General features: G+C 60.6%; 13 protein-coding genes. 4 read left to right on the top strand and 9 right to left on the bottom strand.

Features of this window, described 5'->3' with window-relative positions; all coding sequences use genetic code 11:
• Nucleotides 1-88: 88 nt before the first annotated feature.
• On the top strand, nt 89-337 hold the full coding sequence (locus LN996_RS00545) for a WhiB family transcriptional regulator (RefSeq protein ID WP_003804966.1): 249 nt from the start codon (nt 89-91) through the stop codon (nt 335-337).
• Nucleotides 338-648: 311 nt separating this feature from the next.
• On the opposite strand, the gene LN996_RS00540 is transcribed toward LN996_RS00545, so the two are convergent.
• Genes LN996_RS00540 through LN996_RS00525 form a run of 4 tightly spaced genes read right to left on the bottom strand, consistent with a single transcriptional unit; the run spans nt 649 to nt 9,015 of the window.
• Nucleotides 649-2,118, bottom strand: a complete 1,470-nt coding sequence (locus LN996_RS00540; protein ID WP_231338009.1) for a sensor histidine kinase — start codon at nt 2,116-2,118, stop codon at nt 649-651.
• Nucleotides 2,119-2,149: 31 nt separating this feature from the next.
• On the bottom strand, nt 2,150-7,006 hold the full coding sequence (locus tag LN996_RS00535; RefSeq protein ID WP_231338007.1) for an NAD-glutamate dehydrogenase: 4,857 nt from the start codon (nt 7,004-7,006) through the stop codon (nt 2,150-2,152).
• A 57-nt stretch (nt 7,007-7,063) separates the two neighbouring features.
• The gene (locus LN996_RS00530; protein ID WP_231338006.1) at nt 7,064-8,374 is read right to left on the bottom strand and encodes a P-loop NTPase; all 1,311 of its coding nucleotides are present in this window, start codon (nt 8,372-8,374) and stop codon (nt 7,064-7,066) included.
• Nucleotides 8,371-9,015, bottom strand: a complete 645-nt coding sequence (locus LN996_RS00525) for an SAF domain-containing protein (protein ID WP_231338004.1) — start codon at nt 9,013-9,015, stop codon at nt 8,371-8,373. Before LN996_RS00525 ends, LN996_RS00530 begins: the two co-directional genes overlap by 4 nt.
• Before the next feature lie 155 nt (nt 9,016-9,170).
• On the opposite strand from LN996_RS00525, the gene LN996_RS00520 reads away from it, so the two are divergent.
• On the top strand, nt 9,171-9,392 hold the full coding sequence (locus LN996_RS00520; protein WP_231338003.1) for a helix-turn-helix domain-containing protein: 222 nt from the start codon (nt 9,171-9,173) through the stop codon (nt 9,390-9,392).
• On the opposite strand, the gene LN996_RS00515 is transcribed toward LN996_RS00520, so the two are convergent.
• Nucleotides 9,389-9,976, bottom strand: a complete 588-nt coding sequence (locus LN996_RS00515; RefSeq protein ID WP_231338002.1) for a hypothetical protein — start codon at nt 9,974-9,976, stop codon at nt 9,389-9,391. The genes LN996_RS00520 and LN996_RS00515 overlap by 4 nt on opposite strands.
• A gap of 148 nt (nt 9,977-10,124) precedes the next feature.
• On the opposite strand from LN996_RS00515, the gene LN996_RS00510 reads away from it, so the two are divergent.
• Both LN996_RS00510 and LN996_RS00505 read left to right on the top strand, forming a co-directional pair.
• The gene (locus LN996_RS00510; protein WP_231338001.1) at nt 10,125-10,898 is read left to right on the top strand and encodes a LysM peptidoglycan-binding domain-containing protein; all 774 of its coding nucleotides are present in this window, start codon (nt 10,125-10,127) and stop codon (nt 10,896-10,898) included.
• Between the two features lie 158 nt (nt 10,899-11,056).
• Nucleotides 11,057-11,479, top strand: coding sequence for an Rv3235 family protein (locus LN996_RS00505; RefSeq protein ID WP_231338000.1), 423 nt, complete (start codon nt 11,057-11,059; stop codon nt 11,477-11,479).
• A 110-nt stretch (nt 11,480-11,589) separates the two neighbouring features.
• Here the strand turns inward: LN996_RS00505 and secA are convergent, their stop codons facing one another.
• From secA to LN996_RS00485, 4 genes are all read right to left on the bottom strand, one after another.
• The gene (secA, locus tag LN996_RS00500; protein WP_231337999.1) at nt 11,590-14,331 is read right to left on the bottom strand and encodes a preprotein translocase subunit SecA; all 2,742 of its coding nucleotides are present in this window, start codon (nt 14,329-14,331) and stop codon (nt 11,590-11,592) included.
• 42 nt (nt 14,332-14,373) lie between these two features.
• Nucleotides 14,374-15,663: a winged helix-turn-helix domain-containing protein gene (locus LN996_RS00495; protein WP_231337998.1), complete on the bottom strand. Its 1,290-nt coding sequence runs from the start codon at nt 15,661-15,663 to the stop codon at nt 14,374-14,376.
• Between the two features lie 29 nt (nt 15,664-15,692).
• Nucleotides 15,693-16,421, bottom strand: coding sequence for a ribosome hibernation-promoting factor, HPF/YfiA family (gene hpf / locus LN996_RS00490; protein WP_231337997.1), 729 nt, complete (start codon nt 16,419-16,421; stop codon nt 15,693-15,695).
• 143 nt (nt 16,422-16,564) lie between these two features.
• Nucleotides 16,565-17,569: a ComF family protein gene (locus LN996_RS00485; RefSeq protein ID WP_231337996.1), complete on the bottom strand. Its 1,005-nt coding sequence runs from the start codon at nt 17,567-17,569 to the stop codon at nt 16,565-16,567.
• Nucleotides 17,570-17,579: the final 10 nt, after the last annotated feature.

Raw genomic sequence — 17,579 nt, 5'->3', positions numbered from 1 at the left:
CCCATGCGGGCCCCTTTCCTTTGGAGCCTCTCGTGAATGTTTTCACAAAAGGCCTATCTAGTTCTCACGAATGGAGTGACTGATCAGCATGGATTGGCGTAATCGCGCAGCCTGCCTCGACAAGGACCCGGAGCTCTTCTTCCCAGTCGGCAACACCGGACCCGCACTTCTGCAGATCGAGGAAGCCAAAAGCGTCTGCCGCCGCTGCCCCGTCGTGGACACCTGCTTGCAGTGGGCTTTGGAGTCCGGACAAGACGCCGGTGTTTGGGGCGGCATGAGTGAAGACGAACGTCGGGCCCTCAAGCGTCGCGCCGCCCGCGCACGCCGCGCTTCCTAGACCTCAGGATCAAGGAAGGGGGGGGGGGGGGGGGGGGGGGGGGGGGGGGGGGGGGGGGGGGGGGGGGGGGGGGGGGGGGGGGGGGGGGGGGGGGGGGGGGGGGGGGGGGGGGGGGGGGGTGCTGGTCTCCCCCGGCGGGGGGGCCCCCCCCGCGCCCCCCCCCCCCCCCCCCCGCCGCACCACCCACCACCCCACCTCGCCCGGCCGCGCCCTTGGCCGCCGCCCGGCCTTTCTCTTTAAGCCAAGCGTCAGCTTTTAAGCCAAGCTTCAGTGGTGCGCTCTCCCGGGTAGTTGAGGGACCATCCGAAGTCCTACGCGCGCGCCAGGTTCAAGACGATTTCGACGGCGGTGCCCCCTCCGTCGCGTGGGCTCCACTGGATGGATCCACCGAGCTCGCTTGTCACCAACGTGCGGACGATCTGCAAGCCCAGGCCCTCCGTGTACTGTCCGTCCGGCAGCCCCACGCCGTCGTCGGCGATTGTCACGGTCAGAAATTCGTCGTTGCCGTCGCCATCTGCCCGATCTGCCAACAGCCACACCGTACCCGTACGGCCCTCAAGGCCATGCTCCACGGCGTTGGTAACAAGTTCGTTGATCACCAACGCCAGAGGGGTGGCAAAATCACTGGGCAACTCGCCGAACATCCCCGAGCGCTCGGTTCGCACCTGTTGGGACGGTGACGCGACTTCGGCAGACAGCCGGAACTGACGCCCAATCAGTTCGTCAAAATCGACACTCTGCGTTAGCCCCTGGGAAAGGGTCTCGTGCACCAGCGCGATGGTGGCCACGCGTCGCATCGCTTGTTCCAGACCCTGCTTAGCTTCGTCGCTGACCATGCGCCGCGATTGCATGCGCAGCAGGGCCGCCACAGTTTGAAGATTGTTCTTTACCCTGTGATGGATTTCCCGGATGGTGGCGTCCTTGGTGACGAGCTCCATTTCCCTTCGCCTCAATTCCGAGACGTCACGGCACAAGACAAGGGCACCGAATCGATGCTGCTCATCTCGCAAAGGAATGGCCCGCAGGGAAAGACTGACGCCCCTTGATTCAATCTCGCTGCGCCAAGGCATTCGGCCGGTGACGACCAACGGCAGTGTCTCGTCCACCATGCGGCGGTCCTTGAGGAGGCCAGCTGTCACTTCCGCCAGAGACCGGCCCTCGAGTGACTCAACTTCACCGAGTCGGCGGAAGGCAGAGACGCCATTCGGGCTGGCATACTGGACGATGCCTTCGGCATCGAGCCTGATAAGGCCGTCCCCTACACGCGGCGCTCCTCGCCGAGAACCCGTCGGAGAAGCGAAATCGGGCCACAGCCCGAGGGTTCCCATCCGCAAGAGGTCATACGCGCACTGGCGGTACGTCAGTTCCAGCCTTGAAGGCATGCGGGAGCTGGACAGGTCCATGTGGGACGTGACAACCGCGAGTGTCCTGCCGTTGCGCACCATGGGGACAGCTTCAACCCGAAGCGCCATCTCGCTGCTCCAGCTTGTCTCGCTGGAACGTTCGATGGAACGGCTGTTCCATGCCTTGTCCACCAAGGGGCGGAGGTCAGATCGGATGCCCTCCCCCACGAAGTCCGCGTGGAACACCGTATGGGATGTCGACGGACGAACGTGGGCGAGGGCGATGTACCCAAACTCCGGATGCGGGAACCACAGCGCGAGGTCCGCGAAAGCCAAGTCAGCGACCATCTGCCAGTCACCGACGAGGAGGTGCAGCCATTCGGCATCGCCAGGCCCGAAATCAGCGTGTTCCCTGATGGGGTCTGTAAAGATTGCCACTGCACCTCCATTTGCGACGCCGGGTGTTGCCCTAGCGTCGAACGATTGACCTCAAGAGCCTTAATGCTACCGACAGTGAAGCCATGTCGTCGGCTTCGAGAGCGTTGACCTCATCAAACATGGTCTTGGCACGCCCGAGTTGCTCGGCATTCTGGCCTTCCCAAGCCCTCAGCCGGTCTTCAGCCACGGTGCCGGACTCCGTCGACTCAAGGACCGACGTCGTCATATCCGCCACTGTCGAGTACAAGTCATCCCGAAGTGCTGCCCGAGCCAGCGCCTGCCAACGGTCATCCCGCGGCAATGAACTTATTCGTTCCAGCAGCGAGTCCACGTGGAAGCGGTTGAACACGGTGTAATAGACATGCGCAACATCCTCGACGCTGTCGCCGCCGCCTTGGGCAATCCTGGAGATGTCCAAAAGTGCGTAACTCTCGAAGAGCTCCACCCACCGGTGGGCAAGATGCTCAGGCAGCTCCCAGCCGCGGGCTTTCTCCAGCCAACTAGTAATGCGGACCTTGTCCTCGCCCCGAAGGTAGTCCAGGAGTTTGGCCCTCAAAGGCACCATCATCGGCTTGAATGATTCGACAACCTTGGAAATCGGCTGTGACGCCATCCCTTGTCCCAGCACCCATCGCACTGCCCGGTCGAGCAGTCGACGGATATCCAGGTGGACTTCACTCCAGTGTTCCGTCGGGAAAGATGCAGGGAGTGCGTTCAGCTCCGCCACCATGGGATCGAGGTCATAGATTTCACGCAGCGCCACGAATGCCTTGGCGACTGCTACCTCGTTCGCCGACGTCTCTTCGATCGCCCGGAAAGCAAACGTGATGCCGCCCAGGTTGATGATGTCATTGGCCACTACAGTTGCGATGATCTCGCGCCGCAGGGGGTGGGTGTCCAGCTCGGCGTCGAATTTCTCCCGCAATTGCTGGGGGAAGTAGTTGCGGATGGTGTCCGCAAACCAAGGATCGTCGGCAAGGTTGCTGTCCCGCAACGCAGCGCCGAGCTCGATCTTGGCGTAGGCGGCCAGGACCGCCAGTTCGGGCGACGTCAAACCCTGGCCCTGCTCCAACCTCGCACGAAGGGTATCCGTGGTGGGCAACGCTTCAAGATCACGCTTGAGGTCGGCAGACTTCTCCAGCCAGTCCATCAGGCGCTCGTAACTCGGGCTCCAGTCGGCAACCCGTGTCCGATCGTTCAGGAGCAGGATGTTTTGGTCGATATTGTCCTGCAGGACGAGGCGTCCCACTTCGTCCGTCATGGCCGCCAGGAAAGACGCGCGCTCTGCAGCATCCAGCTTTCCGGCCGCGACCATGCGATCAACGAAGATCTTGATGTTGACCTCGTGGTCGGAGCAGTCCACTCCGGCAGAGTTGTCGATCGCGTCTGTATTAAGGATGACCCCCTGCAAGGCCGCTTCGATACGTCCGCGCTGCGTCAAACCGAGGTTTCCGCCTTCGCCCACGACCTTGACCCGAAGGTCGCGGCCGTCCACACGAATGGCATCATTTGCTTTGTCGCCAACGGCCGCATGTGTTTCCGTGCTGGCCTTGACGTACGTGCCAATGCCGCCGTTGTAGAGAAGGTCTGCCGGAGCCAACAAAATCGCACGAAGAAGTTCGGGCGGACTCAGCTGCGTCGTGCCATCGGGCAAGCCCAGGGCCTTGCGGACTTGGTCGGAAACCGGGATGGTCTTGGCATGGCGCGGGTAAACGCCGCCACCTTCGCTGATGAGCGACCTGTCATAGTCGTCCCAGGACGACCGAGGCAATTCGAACAGTCTCTGCCGTTCCGCAAAGGACGTCGCGGCATCAGGTGCAGGATCAAGGAAGATGTGCCGGTGGTCGAAAGCCGCCAGAAGCCGGATGTGACGGGAAAGCAGCATCCCGTTACCGAAGACGTCACCGGACATGTCGCCAACACCAACTACGGTGAATTCTTCGGTCTGGGTGTCCAGGTCGAGCTCGCTGAAGTGCCTCTTGACTGACTCCCACGCACCACGTGCAGTGATACCCATGGCCTTGTGGTCGTAGCCGACGGATCCGCCGGAGGCAAAGGCATCGCCCAGCCAGAAGCCATAATCGGCAGCCAGCCCGTTGGCGGTGTCAGAGAACGTCGCCGTTCCTTTATCCGCTGCCACCACCAAATAGGAGTCGTCGCCGTCGTGTCGAACGACGTCCGACGGCGGTACAAGCCTCTCGCCATCAGCCGAAGTTACGAGGTTGTCGGTGATGTCGAGCAGACCCCGGATGAAGGTCTTGTAGCTCTCAATTCCTTCAGCCATCCAGGCTGCACGGTCGGTTGCCGGGTTGGGAAGTTTCTTGGCAAAGAACCCACCCTTGGCGCCAGTAGGCACGATGACTGCGTTCTTGACAGTCTGCGCCTTCACGAGGCCGAGGATCTCGGTCCGGAAATCTTCCCTGCGGTCCGACCAGCGAAGGCCGCCGCGGGCCACCTTTCCGAACCTCAGGTGAACGCCCTCTACCCGGGGAGAGTAGACCCAGATCTCGAACATGGGACGTGGGAAGGGCAGCCCGTCAATCGACGTAGGGTCCAGCTTGAAGCTGAGGTATTCCTTGTTCTGGAAATAGTTGGTCCGCAGGGTGGACTCAATCAGGTTCACGAAAGTGCGCAGTACACGGTCCGCATCCAAGGTGGCAACCTGCTCAATGGACTCCGAGAGGGCTGCCCGGGCGGCGGCTTGGCGTTCAGGCCGGAGATCCTCCGCTACCGCAGGATCGAAGCGGGCGGAGTAGAGGGCGTTAAGCCCCCGGGCGACATCGGGGTTGCCCAGAAGCGTGTCGGCTATGAAACCGAACGAGTTGGTGTTGCCCATTTGGCGCATGTACTTGGCGTACGCGCGGAGAACCACCACCTGCCGCCAGTGCATGCCTTCACGCAGCACCAGACGGTCAAAGTTATCCGATTCCACGGCCCCCGTGACGGCAGCTCCAAAGGAATCGGCGAGAAGGTCGCCGGTGGCGATGGGATCGACACCGGCGGGATACTTCAGCCCGAGGTCGTAAAGGAAGAAGTCGCGGTGGTCGGACGTTTCTATTTCGAAAGGCCGTTCGTCCAATACCTCAAGGCCAAGATTATGGAAGTACGGAAGGATCTGGCTCAAGCTCTTGGGCTCCATGAGGTAGAGCTTGACGCGGGCGTCCTCCTCCAAGGCTTCGCCGGCACCGTCGGGAAGGTACACGTGAACACCCGGCTTGACCTGCTTGGTTGCTTCCCCGGCACGCTCGGCCTGCGCTCCGTATTTCTCGAAGCGTTCGATGTCCTCCAGCGCATCCTCAACCTCGTAGTCGACGCGGTAGCCTGCCGGGAATGCCTCGGCCCACAGCGCAGACAGGACATCGGCATTCTCCGCGGGGCGGTGTTCGCGGAGGACCTCGGCAACACCTTCGCTCCAGGATCGGGATGCCCTCATCAGCCGGTGTTCGAGCTCCGCCACGTTGACTTCAGCGAGTTCAGCTGTACGTGGCAGCCTGATCCGGAAGAAGACACGAGCCAAGGCAGACTCGGTTATTCGAGCCTCGTAATCGATGCTCTCAGCTTGGAAGGTTTCCCGTAGTTCTTGCTCGATCCGAAGGCGAACGCTGGTGGTGTAGCGGTCGCGGGGCAGATATACGACTGCGGACATGAAGCGGCCATAGATGTCAGGGCGGAGGAAGAGCTTGGTCCGGCGGCGTTCCTGCAGGCGCTGAATGCCGGTAGCTGTGGCAGCCAGGTCCGCTATTTCGATCTGGAACAGTTCATCACGCGGGTACGTCTCCAGAATGCCGAGGAGGTCCTTGCCGGAATGAGAGTCAATCGGGAACCCTGCGTTCCGCAGTACGGCGTCGACCTTGTCGCGAACGATGGGGATGTTCCGGACAGATCCTGTATACGCACTCGTTGCGAATAGCCCGATGAAGCGCCGCTCCCCATTAACGTTGCCCAAAGCGTCAAAGCTCTTGACTCCGATGTAGTCGAGATACGCGGGCCGGTGAACTGTGGACCGGGAGTTCGCTTTGGTGATCACCAGTGCGCGCTTTTCCCGGGCACGCTTACGACCGGCATCGGTCAGATGCTGGACCTGGCGTGTGGTGTCGCCCGCGCGGAGAAGCCCAAGACCGCTGTCGTCACGCAGTTGAAGGACGTCCTCACCTTCTTCGTCAACGAGATCGTATTCGCGGTATCCCAAGAACGTGAAGTTACCGTTATCCAGCCACCGCAAGAGATCCTGGGCCTGCCGGAGTTCGGCGACTTGTTCAGGGTGGGATACGCTCCCAAGTGCTTCAGCCAGTTCAAGTGCTTTGCTACGCATCTTTGGCCAGTCCTCGACCGCCGCCTTGACATCACCGAGGACACGTTGCAGTCCTGCGATCAATTCTGCACGGGCTTCGTCGCTGACCCGGTCGATTTCCACAGCGATCCACGACTCCATATGGGAGGCGTTGTCGCCGTCACCGAGAAGATGGGCAATGCTGGGTAAGGCAGCGGTATCGCCGCTGGATATTCCGACGTTGGACGGAACTCTGGAAATATTGCGCAGTTCCCCGGACACCCGATCACGGGTGACCACGAACAAGGGGTGCATTACCAACCTGATGGCGCAGTTCTGGCGAACGAGTTCTGCGTTAACAGAGTCGACAAGGAACGGCATATCGTCCGTGACGATGTAGACGACGCTTCGGTCAGCCTCACTGGCGATCTCGACGACGGCGTTGCCCGGCAAACGGGACTGCGCGACACTTCTGTGATTGGTAGCCCGCGATATCAGAAGCTCAGGAGAGTATGCGCGGGAGTCCTCCTCTGCGAGGTGCTCATAGTAGTCACCAAAGAACCCCTCCCGGACAACTGCTGCATCGGACCGATCCTCTACGCTGGATCCTGACGACATCGACAAACGCCTCCATCACATGTTGATTGCTGCGACTCTGCAGCCCACATGGTGAGCCTAGCGCTTTAGGAAGCGGGAGGCTCTGGTAGTTAGTACAGAAGATTTTGGATTTTGCTGGGCAGGCGCACAGACCAAATTGGCAATGGCGACACGAAGCGCCGATTCTGGTGCAACTTCGAGTAGAACCGATCCGGAAAGCAATGCGGCGTCGCAGGCCACCGGATCAGCCGGCAGGTAGGCATCGATTCCCGTTCCCGGGCCGTAGCGGTCCCAGGCGTCCTCCAATTGCTGTTTTGGCGAATGGCCCACGGTGGAGCGCCTGACCTTGTTCAGCACGATACGTGGGGATGCTTGCGGAACTGCTGCTTCAAGTTCGGCCAGTCCACGAACCAAGCGTGGCACCCCGACCGCATCCGCTGCCCCCACGGCGAACACGACATCTGCTGTTTCCAGGCTGCGGAGGGTTGCAGCGTTTCTCCTCGGTGCCATGGTGTCAAAGCTCAGCTCTTCATCCGATTCGAGGCAGAACCCTGTGTCCACGACCACAACATCCGCCAAGTGCCTGGCTCGTTCGAGTACCAGTGAGAGTGCCGCCGACCTGAGCTCGGTCCAACGGTCAGCGCGTGTAGTACCCGTAAGTACGCGGAATGAGCCACCCTTGGTGAAGACGGGGATAGCCGTCGTCTTAAGGGAGCTGACGTCAAGCATGCCCTGATCTGCGAGCCTGCACGCTTGGGCCAGGCCGGCGGACTCGTCCAAGAGTCCCAGAACCGCAGAGACGCTGGCACCGTAGCTGTCAGCGTCCACAAGAAGGACAGATTGACCATTCAATGCCAATTCCGCTGCGATATTGACCGCGACGAGGGTTCGGCCTGGCGAACCTACAGGCCCCCAGACGGCAATGACCTGGCCTGCGCCCCTTGACACTTCGTCCGCAATTTCGGTTGCCGGCAGTAAGACCAAGTCCTCCCCGGCATCTGCGAATCCCACGTCATGCCCCGACCCCAGACGGCCGCGGGTGTGCTCGCGGGCAACAGCCTCGGAGATTCTGGCTGCGAGTGCTGAAGGTTCTATTCCGGAAGCTGCTGCGACAACACCGATTGACCGCAAACGGTGGGTTTCGGCTGGATCGTCCGTCAAGGCTACGATGGAAACTCCAACCGCCCCAAGCCGATCGACCAAAGTTGTCGTCAGTTCCTCGGAGCCCTCAGCCACGACAGCAGCCATCGCAAGGCCGCTTTGGCAGGCAGCCATCAGCTCAGCCAGCTCAGAACAACGACGAACCACCGTCACCGGGCCATGAAGTCGTTCCAGCCCTCCGACTACGGCCTCTCGCGCACTGCCGACAGTAACAATGGGAATACTCATTGGCCTGAGCCTGCTGGGTTCCAGACTACGGAAATATTAGCTTTGTTCGCCTGGGCACCCAACAGTTTGGGTATCTGCTCATCAGTCACCAAGACCTGAACCACGGTGGTCTTCGAGGCGCCCAAGGTATCGGATCCCGAGGCCACATTGGCAATTTCTGCACCTGGCAGCAACAGCTGCGGCTTGTCATACGCATTGTTCGAACCCGGCATGGAAACCCATACGTCCACGCGCGCACCAGGCGTTGCTTGCTCGGGGAGTTCTTCATCCATTGAAATGGCGACTGGCTTCCTGTTCAAGGCGTCGGCCTTGCCCAGGCTCTGCTGGGGAATAAGCTGATTCTTCTCCACCCGCTGCAGAGCGACTTTGCCCGCTGCAAGGCCCTCCTCCACTGTCACGTAACTTGACTCGATGTCATCAAGCCGGACTTTGACGATAGACAAGTCCGCTGCCGTCACCGCCTGGCCCACGGAGATATCTTCCCGGGCCGCATAGACCTGCGTGGTCCTGTCAGCTGTGCCGACCAAGGCTATGACGCCCGCGATGGACGCCAACACCAGTAACACACCAATAAGAAGGCGGGGGTCCTTCCACGATGGCTTCTTCAGTCTCTGGCCGGCAACGATGGCTGCTGAACCCATTTCCCTGCTCCCCCGTCATGAGTAATGGCATGGACTACTGACCCGCCACACCATTCTTTACCGACGACTTCTCATGCACCAAAGCCAATGAGGGCAAATGGCCTGAAACTGTGGATAAGTGCACCAAACGGGGGCATCAGTGGCAAAATGGATCCATGCCCCGATTCCTGACTCTGGCGGACGTCGCCGAACAACTCCAAATCAACTCCCCACAGGCGTATGCCCTTGTCCGAAGCGGAGAATTGAAAGCCATCCAGGTAGGGGGCCGGGGGCAATGGCGTATCGAGGAAACGATGCTTGAGCAGTACATCCAGGAACGTTATGCAGAAGCCAGCCGCATGATCGAAGAGGCTAAGACCAAGTCACCCCAGACCTAGTAGTTGCCGCGGGGCAGATCCTGGCCGCCGGCCGATGACAGTGCTGCCAGCGAGCTGAAAGGGATGGTCAACACTGCCCTCACGTTGCCGACCCGACGCACCTCGCCGTCGGGGACAACCGCGAGATCGAAATGATCGCGACCGACCCTGTCGATGACGCCTTGTACTTTGTAGCCATCCCCCGTCCGAGCACTAAGGTAAACAATCAGTTCGGCACGGTCCCTGGCCAACGCCCTCAAGGCAGCGGAAATCCCCAGCGAACGCTGCATCGGGGACAGAGGCTTTCGGACCGATCTGCCCAGTCCCTCGTATGAGAGCACTGAAGCGCAGGGAACCAGCCATTCCCGAGATCCGTCCACCAGCCCCAACCACTCGCCGCCTACATGTCGCAGGCTTCCGCGGATGATGCTGCCATCAGCCAGGACAATTTTGATCCCGGAACCGGCGACGGCTCGAAGGCGGTCCCCCAGCTCAATCGCAGCAAGTTCGACCCTGGCCCGCTCCGATATCTCGGATTCCCTTTCCAGGGCGCGCTCTGCTGAAAATTGTGCTTCCAAGTCATCGAAGAGAGAGTCCCATCTCATGTGGTCAGACTAGGCTGCAACATGTAGGTACGGCGAATCCCGTTAAAGGCTCGTCAATCCGATTGGACAAGCACTAACAAATGTGCTCAAAATAGTCCAAGCGGTTCAAATGACATCAAAATCGATCAAACGGAGCCTGGGGGCCTGAATGGCACGAGCATTGCGCAATGACACTGCCCTGGCCGTATCGATTCTTGGACTAGGGCTGCTCCTTAGCTATGTGGGCCGCGTGCTCGTGAGTCAGTGGCAGTCCGCGGAGCGCCACGGGCACAGCATGTCGTTTGAACACCTCCTCGGTTTTGTTTCGAGCGCCGTCGGTGCGGGGATAGTAATGTGGTGGATCCTTTCCCTTCTGATCGCCTTCCTCACCTCGCTCTTGCACCGTGGCGGACAGCAGAGAAGAGCTGACTTCATCTCCAAGTTCAGCCCCGGATTCATGGTGCGACTGGCAGTGGCAGTGCTGAGCTTGAATCTGTTTGGTGCATCAGTGGCGCACGCCAGTATGGAAACGTCCGATCCGGGCTGGAAACCGCAAGCCGGTAAATCCGTGCAGGCTGCACCCGCAGTGTGGACGCCGATGTCCTTGGTCGGCTCCGCCCCTGTCCCACAAACGGCCGGCGTCGGAGAAACGGGAACCCCGGTCGATGATCCACGCTGGCAGCCCGGGCCCCTAGTGACTGATCCAGGGCTGCTGAGCCGTCAGTCCTCCCGGCAGGTTGCCACTGCCAACGAAACCGGCGTGGTAGTTGAAGCAGGAGATACCCTCTGGTCGATCGCCGCTTCGAGGCTGGGCCCTTTTGCCACGGACGTCGACATCGCCTTGGCATGGCCCAAATGGTACGCCGCCAACAGGACCGTCATAGGCGGTGACCCCTCCGTGGTGCTTCCGGGCCAAGTGCTGCGGCCACCCTTACCCGGCTAGCATCCAGGGTCTCCGCCGCCCTTTCAAATCTTGGACGACACCCGCTCAGGGGCCAGGTCCGCGCGTCAAAGTTAATTCCAGCGTCATCCCAGCAGAAGCCATTCGAGCAGGGCGTCCCCACGCCCGGGCTCAAGTAGTGAATGCCAGAGGGTATGACCATGACCGTTGCAACTGCAAGCCACCCGGCAGGGCGCCGGAGCGCCAAACGTCCTATCGCCGCGAAGGGCTCTAAGGCCCCTGATATCGATGTACGGCTGGTTGCGCGCAGCATCGCCCAGGCAGCGTTGGAGGTTCTGGCCGGCACCCGCCCGGTCAGCCAGCTTTCCAGGTCCTTGGATCCGGAATGCTACCTTTCCCTCCAGCATCGGGCCGCCCTCACGCGCAAGCACGCCGCCAGAATCCGGGCCAATTTGCGGCCACACCGGAGCCCCATGGTCCGTTCCGTCAGGGTTTGTTCCATCTCCGCAATTATTTGCGAAGCAAGCATCGTTGTTGCAGAAGAACAAAGATGCCGGGCCATCGCCATGAGGTTGGAGCGCTTCGACGGCATCTGGCGGGTCACCGCTCTGGAAATCGGTTAGCACCACCGCGCCCGGCCACCATGACCACGTACGAAAAGGGTGGACCCCGGACAATGAGTCCGAGGTCCACCCTTTTACATACCGCGCTTGTCCCGCCCCAGCGGAATGGCTCAGCGACGCTTCTTTTTTGCCGTCTTGCGCTGATCCTGGCTTGCTGCCTTGGCAGGGTTACCCGATCGACCTGAGGCACGGCCCTCGATGCGCGTTTGAGTGGCCCCATCCTCGCCGGGAGCAGTGTACTGCAGCTGTGCCGGCTTCTCTGGCGCCTGCAGGCCGGCCGCCCGGATTTGTGGCTCATGATGTTCGGTGTGCGCTCCAGCGGCAGTGTCGTCAGCCACTACAACATCCTCGGCGGGTGTTACCTCTACCTCAAGGTTGTAGAGGAACCCAATACTTTCTTCGCGAATGGCTTCCATCATGCTCTGGAACATGACAAAGCCTTCGCGCTGGTATTCCACCAAAGGATCGCGCTGGGCCATGGCCCGGAGACCGATTCCCTCCTTGAGATAGTCCATCTCGTAAAGGTGTTCCTGCCATTTGCGCCCCAGCACCGAAAGCACCACCCTGCGTTCAAGCTCACGCATGCTCTCAGACCCGATGGCCTCTTCGCGTGCCTGGTAAACGAGCCGGGCATCTGAGAGGATCTCATCCCTCAGGAAGTCGGCCGTGACCCTGGACCTGCCGCCCGCTTCCTCAATGATTTCCTCAGCGGTAACGGTTGCCGGGTAGAGCGTCTTCAGATTGGCCCAAAGCTGGTTGAAGTCCCAATCGTCCCCAGTTCCCTCGGCAGTGGCGGCATCAATGAGGGCGTTGATGGTGTCTTCCAGGAAGAACTGGACCTTCTCGTGGAGGTCGTCACCCTCGAGGATTCGACGACGGTCCCCATAGATGGCTTCACGCTGGCGGTTGAGGACGTCATCGTACTTGAGGACGTTCTTACGCTGTTCGGCGTTGCGCCCTTCCACCTGCCCTTGGGCGGATGCGATGGCTCTCGAAACAAGCTTGGATTCGAGCGCAACGTCATCCGGAACGGAGCTGTTCATGAGCCTTTCTGCCGCGCCAGAGTTGAACAACCTCATGAGGTCGTCCGTCAGCGAAAGGTAGAAGCGGGACTCACCAGGGTCGCCCTGGCGTCCTGAACGGCCACGCAGCTGGTTGTCGATCCGGCGCGATTCGTGGCGCTCGGTACCCAGCACGTAAAGTCCACCAAGGTCGAGAACTTCTTCATGTTCGTCCTTGACCGCTTGCTTCGCTGCCGAAAGCGCCTCTGGCCATGCTGCCTCGTACTCTTCCGAGTTCTCTTCAGGGTCAAGCCCGCGCTTTGCAAGCTCTGCGATGGCAGTAAATTCGGCATTGCCGCCCAACATGATGTCAGTGCCGCGGCCCGCCATGTTCGTGGCGACGGTAACAGCCCCTTTTCGTCCGGCCTGGGCCACGATGGAGGCTTCGCGCGCGTGGTTCTTGGCGTTCAGGACTTCGTGCCTGATGCCTTCCTTGGCCAGCAGCTTGGAGAGGTACTCGCTCTTCTCGACACTGGTGGTGCCGACCAGCACCGGCTGTCCGTTCTCGTGCCTTTCGGCAATGTCCTGCACGACGGCGTCGAACTTCACGACTTCGTTCTTATAGACAAGGTCGGACTGGTCAATGCGCTGCATGTCGCGGTTGGTGGGGATGGGAACGACACCCAGCTTGTAGGTGCTCATGAACTCCGCGGCCTCTGTCTCGGCCGTGCCGGTCATGCCGGCAAGCTTCGAGTACATGCGGAAGTAGTTCTGCAAGGTCACTGTGGCGAGAGTCTGGTTCTCGGCCTTGATCTCGACGTTTTCCTTGGCCTCGATGGCTTGGTGCATGCCTTCGTTGTAGCGACGTCCAGCCAGGATACGCCCGGTGTGTTCGTCAACAATCAGGACCTCGCCGTCGAGGATGACGTAGTCCTTATCCCTCTTGAACAGTTCCTTGGCCTTAATGGCGTTGTTGAGGAAGCCGATCAAAGGCGTGTTGGCCGATTCGTAAAGGTTTTGGATTCCGAGGTAATCCTCCACCTTTTCAATACCGGCTTCGAGCACGCCTACGGTTCGCTTCTTTTCGTCAACCTCGTAGTCGACCTCCGGCTGCAGCCGGAGCACGACCTTGGCGAATTCGCTGTACCACCGGTTGGTGTCGCCCTGCGCCGGCCCGGAAATGATGAGCGGAGTACGTGCTTCATCAATCAGGATGGAGTCGACCTCATCCACGATCGCGAAATTGTGGCCACGCTGGACCAGTTCGCTTGCATCCCACGCCATGTTGTCGCGCAGGTAGTCGAAGCCGAACTCGTTGTTGGTTCCATAGGTGATGTCTGCGGCGTATTGCTGCCGGCGCACTGCGGGGTCCTGGTTGGAAAGGATGCAGCCGCTGGTGAGGCCCAGGAACCTGTAGACGCGGCCCATGAGTTCTGACTGGTACTCAGCGAGGTAGTCGTTGACCGTGACGACGTGGACGCCTTTGCCCGCGAGGGCGTTGAGGTAGGCCGGCGCCGTGGCCACGAGGGTCTTGCCTTCACCGGTTTTCATTTCTGCGATGTTGCCCAGATGAAGTGCGGCACCACCCATAAGCTGTACGTCGAAGTGCCTCATGCCCAAAGTCCGGGAGGAAGCTTCACGAACAGCAGCGAACGCTTCCGGGAGGAGGGCTTCCAGAGTTTCGCCATCTTGGTGGCGGGAACGCAGATGGTCCGTTTCCTCGCGTAGTTCGGCATCCGTGAAGGACTTGAAGGAGTCTTCCAGGGCATTGATGGAATCGGCATAGTTCCGCAGTTGCTTGAGTGTCTTTTTGTCACCCGTGCGGAGAAGTTTTTCGATTAGTGATGCCACGTGAAATTGCTCCCAGTCTCATGCTGCCGAATTCTGGCTGTTTCAGTCTACGGGAGAGACCAGCGCCACGTTGCCGGGTTCCCCTGTGAGCGGACTGCCCGGTTGCCCGTGCTCTTTCGTGCGATCACGGCGGCGTGCCACGGCCTCGGCGAGCACGCCGGCGAGATCTCCAACGGGCCACACCACCACTTCCTGCAACCCAAGCCAGGAGGCCATGAGGTCAAGTTCGGCAGCAAGTTCGACGGCGGTATCCGCCGGTGCACCAACCTCACCGAATGCCGAGCGTACCAAGAGCTGGCCGGACGCCCGATCCGCTTTCAGGTCCACGCGCGCGACGATCCCGTCGCGAAGCAGGAACGGCAAGACGTAGTAGCCGAATCGGCGCTTGGCGGCAGGGGTGTAGATCTCAATCCTGTAATGGAAGCCAAACAGTTCTTCAAGCCGCCGGCGCTCAAAAACCAGGGAATCGAATGGACTCAGCAGCGCCCGCCCTTTGGCTATGCGTGGTGTTCCGGCGCTGACATGCTGATAGATTTCCCTGTCCCAACCACTGACTGACACTCGTTGAAGGCGACCAGCCCTGACCAGCCGCTGAACCGAATCAGCTCCCGCCTTGAGGGGCGTCCGGAAGTAGTCGGAAAAGCAGCGCACAGTACCAATGCCGTGGGCTTGGGCGGCTGCATCCATCAACCGGTCAAGTGACTCCTCAGGGTCGCCTCCGGACAAGGCCAAGTTTGGTACGACCCTTGATGTCAGGGTGTACTTTCGCTCGAATTGAGGGGTCCGGGAAGCAGCCGACACTCTTCCCTCTTCAAACAGATGTTCCAGGACCCGCTTGACGATGTTCCAATTCCACCCCCAGTTGTCACGTTCGGCTGCCTGGGCATGTCCGAGTTCTGCGGTGAGTTCGGACGCGGTCATGGGACGTCCTGCCGTGAGGGCTGCGAGGATGCGATCCTCCATCTCCTGACGGACACCAGGATCCAGGTGGTGGGCTCCCACCCACGCCCGCTTTTGCCACACCAACAGGTCCTGAAAGTGCTCCGGGCGGATAAAGCTGGCCTCGTGTGCCCAGTACTCCATCATCCTTCGCGGCTTCCGGCCAGCCATGGTTTGGAGGATGAGGGGGTCGTAGTTGCCCAGCCGGGAAAAGAACGGAAGGTAGTGGCTTCGGGCCACGACGTTTACGGAATCGATCTGGACAAGCTGGAGTTGGGCAAAGGTCCGGCCCACCGCCCGTGCAGTCACGGGGCCGGTGGGCCGGACCTTTGCCAATCCTTGAGCTGCCAATGCGATCCGCCGTGCCTGTGACAGGCTCAGCGAAGCGGTCATGGAAGTCCCTTCATTCAGGAAATATTGCCTTACTTGGCTGTCGAAGCCTGGTCGTCAGAGCGGTAGGCGTGAATCTTCTCTTCCACGGCCTCCTCGCCAGGCTCGCACGTGGAGTCGAGGGTGATCACACCGTACGTCCAACCACTGCGCCGGTACACGACAGACGGCGCGTTGGTTTCCTTGTCCAGGAAAAGGTAGAAGTTGTGCCCAACGAGTTCCATGCTGTCCACTGCATCATCCAGGGTCAGTGACGCGGCGGGGAACACCTTCCGGCGGATCAGGACGGGTGAATCGCCAGCCGGAATGTCGTTCTCGATGTCGTAGGGCGAACGCTCTTCTGCCTGCGGCACAGACTCTTGGTGATTGCTGGCTTCAACGTAGAGCGGTTCGCTCGCACTGGCGGGCTCAAGTGTTGCTGTGGCTTCCCGCACTGCCTTAGGCGTGTGGCGGCCGTGGTGCACCTTTTTCCGGTCCTTCGCACGGCGAAGCCTCTCAAGAAGCTTGTTGTACGCGAGATCGAAGGCAGCGAATTTGTCAGCGGCTGTGGCCTCGGCACGGATGACGGGGCCGCGGCCCAGGACTGTCACTTCGACGGTGAGCTGGCCCGGCGTCTGCCGGGGATTGGTTTCCTTGGAAACCTTGGCGTCGACTCGCTGGACCTTATCCCCCAGCGATTCAATCTTTGAGATTTTCTCGCCGGCGTATTCGCGAAAGCGGTCAGAAACTGTGAGATTTCGTCCGCTGATCATGAACTCCATGGTGCCCTCCAAATAACTCAGGTGACACGACAACGACGCTGTTGGGGGCTAGTCTGACGGACAGTCGAGCCCCTTTCCGAGCCGCTATCGACAGGTACATCTGTTCTTGGTACCCACAACCGACGTTAGTTCATCGCCACGCGTTATTCATCCTTTAGCCACTTATTTTTTGATTGAGTCTTAAGGGCTTCACGTGGATAGTCTGCGGTGCTGTTTGAAGCGTAGGCTGGTGGCCTCGTGGCCGCGAGCACGACGGCGCCACACACCACTCCGCCAGCAGCCCTGACGGCCCGCGCTGCCTCAGCGAGAGTGGCCCCGGTGGTGAGGACATCGTCCACAAGAATGCACCTCATGCCTCTGATCGTGTCCAAACGCCGTCTGCGTACCCTCATGGACCCCCGGACCTTGCTGGCCCGCGCACCCCTCCCCAAGCCCTTTTGGCCGGCTTCGCGGCTTGTCCCGTCCTTATCCGAAACGATCTGGAACATCCGGGCAGTGAGCCCCCGCAAGGAATCTCTGCTGACTGCGTGGACCGGTATTGCCGGCCTCTTCTCAAGTGCGTCAATGATGGGGCATTGCGGCAGGACGCGGCGCATCCGCAGACATCGAAGCAGGAGGTGCAGGGGGCTGAATCCGCGTTTGCGGTATGCCCGGCCGCTCGTGGGAACAGGGACGAGGCAATAGCCTGGCTGTCCTCCAATGGCGGTCTCCACCGCCTTGCCGAGGCAAGGAGCCAAAACACCTGCCAGACGCCACTGGCCAAAGTGCTTGAATGACAGCAGGCATCGTGCCAGTTCATCCCGGTACGGGCCCGCTGCGACCACTTCGAGTTTTGCCGTGCCATCGACGTCAACCAATGCGGGCGATTCCTGCTCCGCACGGAAAGGCTGCCTGCACAGTTGACGGACACGCTTCGCGCAGCCGCCGCACAACACGGTGTCCTCCACTCCGCAGCAAACGCATTCAACCGGAACCAACAGAGCCATCAGGTCAGCCATGGCTCCCCGCAGTGCGGATATCAGCCGGTCAAAGCGACGCTGTTCCCCACCACGTCGGTGCGCCCTGACAGGATCTGCGGCGTGGAGGTCGGGGTCCCCGCTCACGACCCGCCACCCACGGTGCCCGTTCCTGATGCCTGGGGAAGTCATCCTGCAAGCC

The organism is Arthrobacter sp. AK01 (assembly GCF_021109375.1).
In the GTDB taxonomy this organism is placed as follows: Bacteria; Actinomycetota; Actinomycetes; order Actinomycetales; family Micrococcaceae; genus Arthrobacter.
Note: the sequence above shows the minus strand (reverse complement) of the source record. Positions and strands in the feature narration are given on the sequence as shown.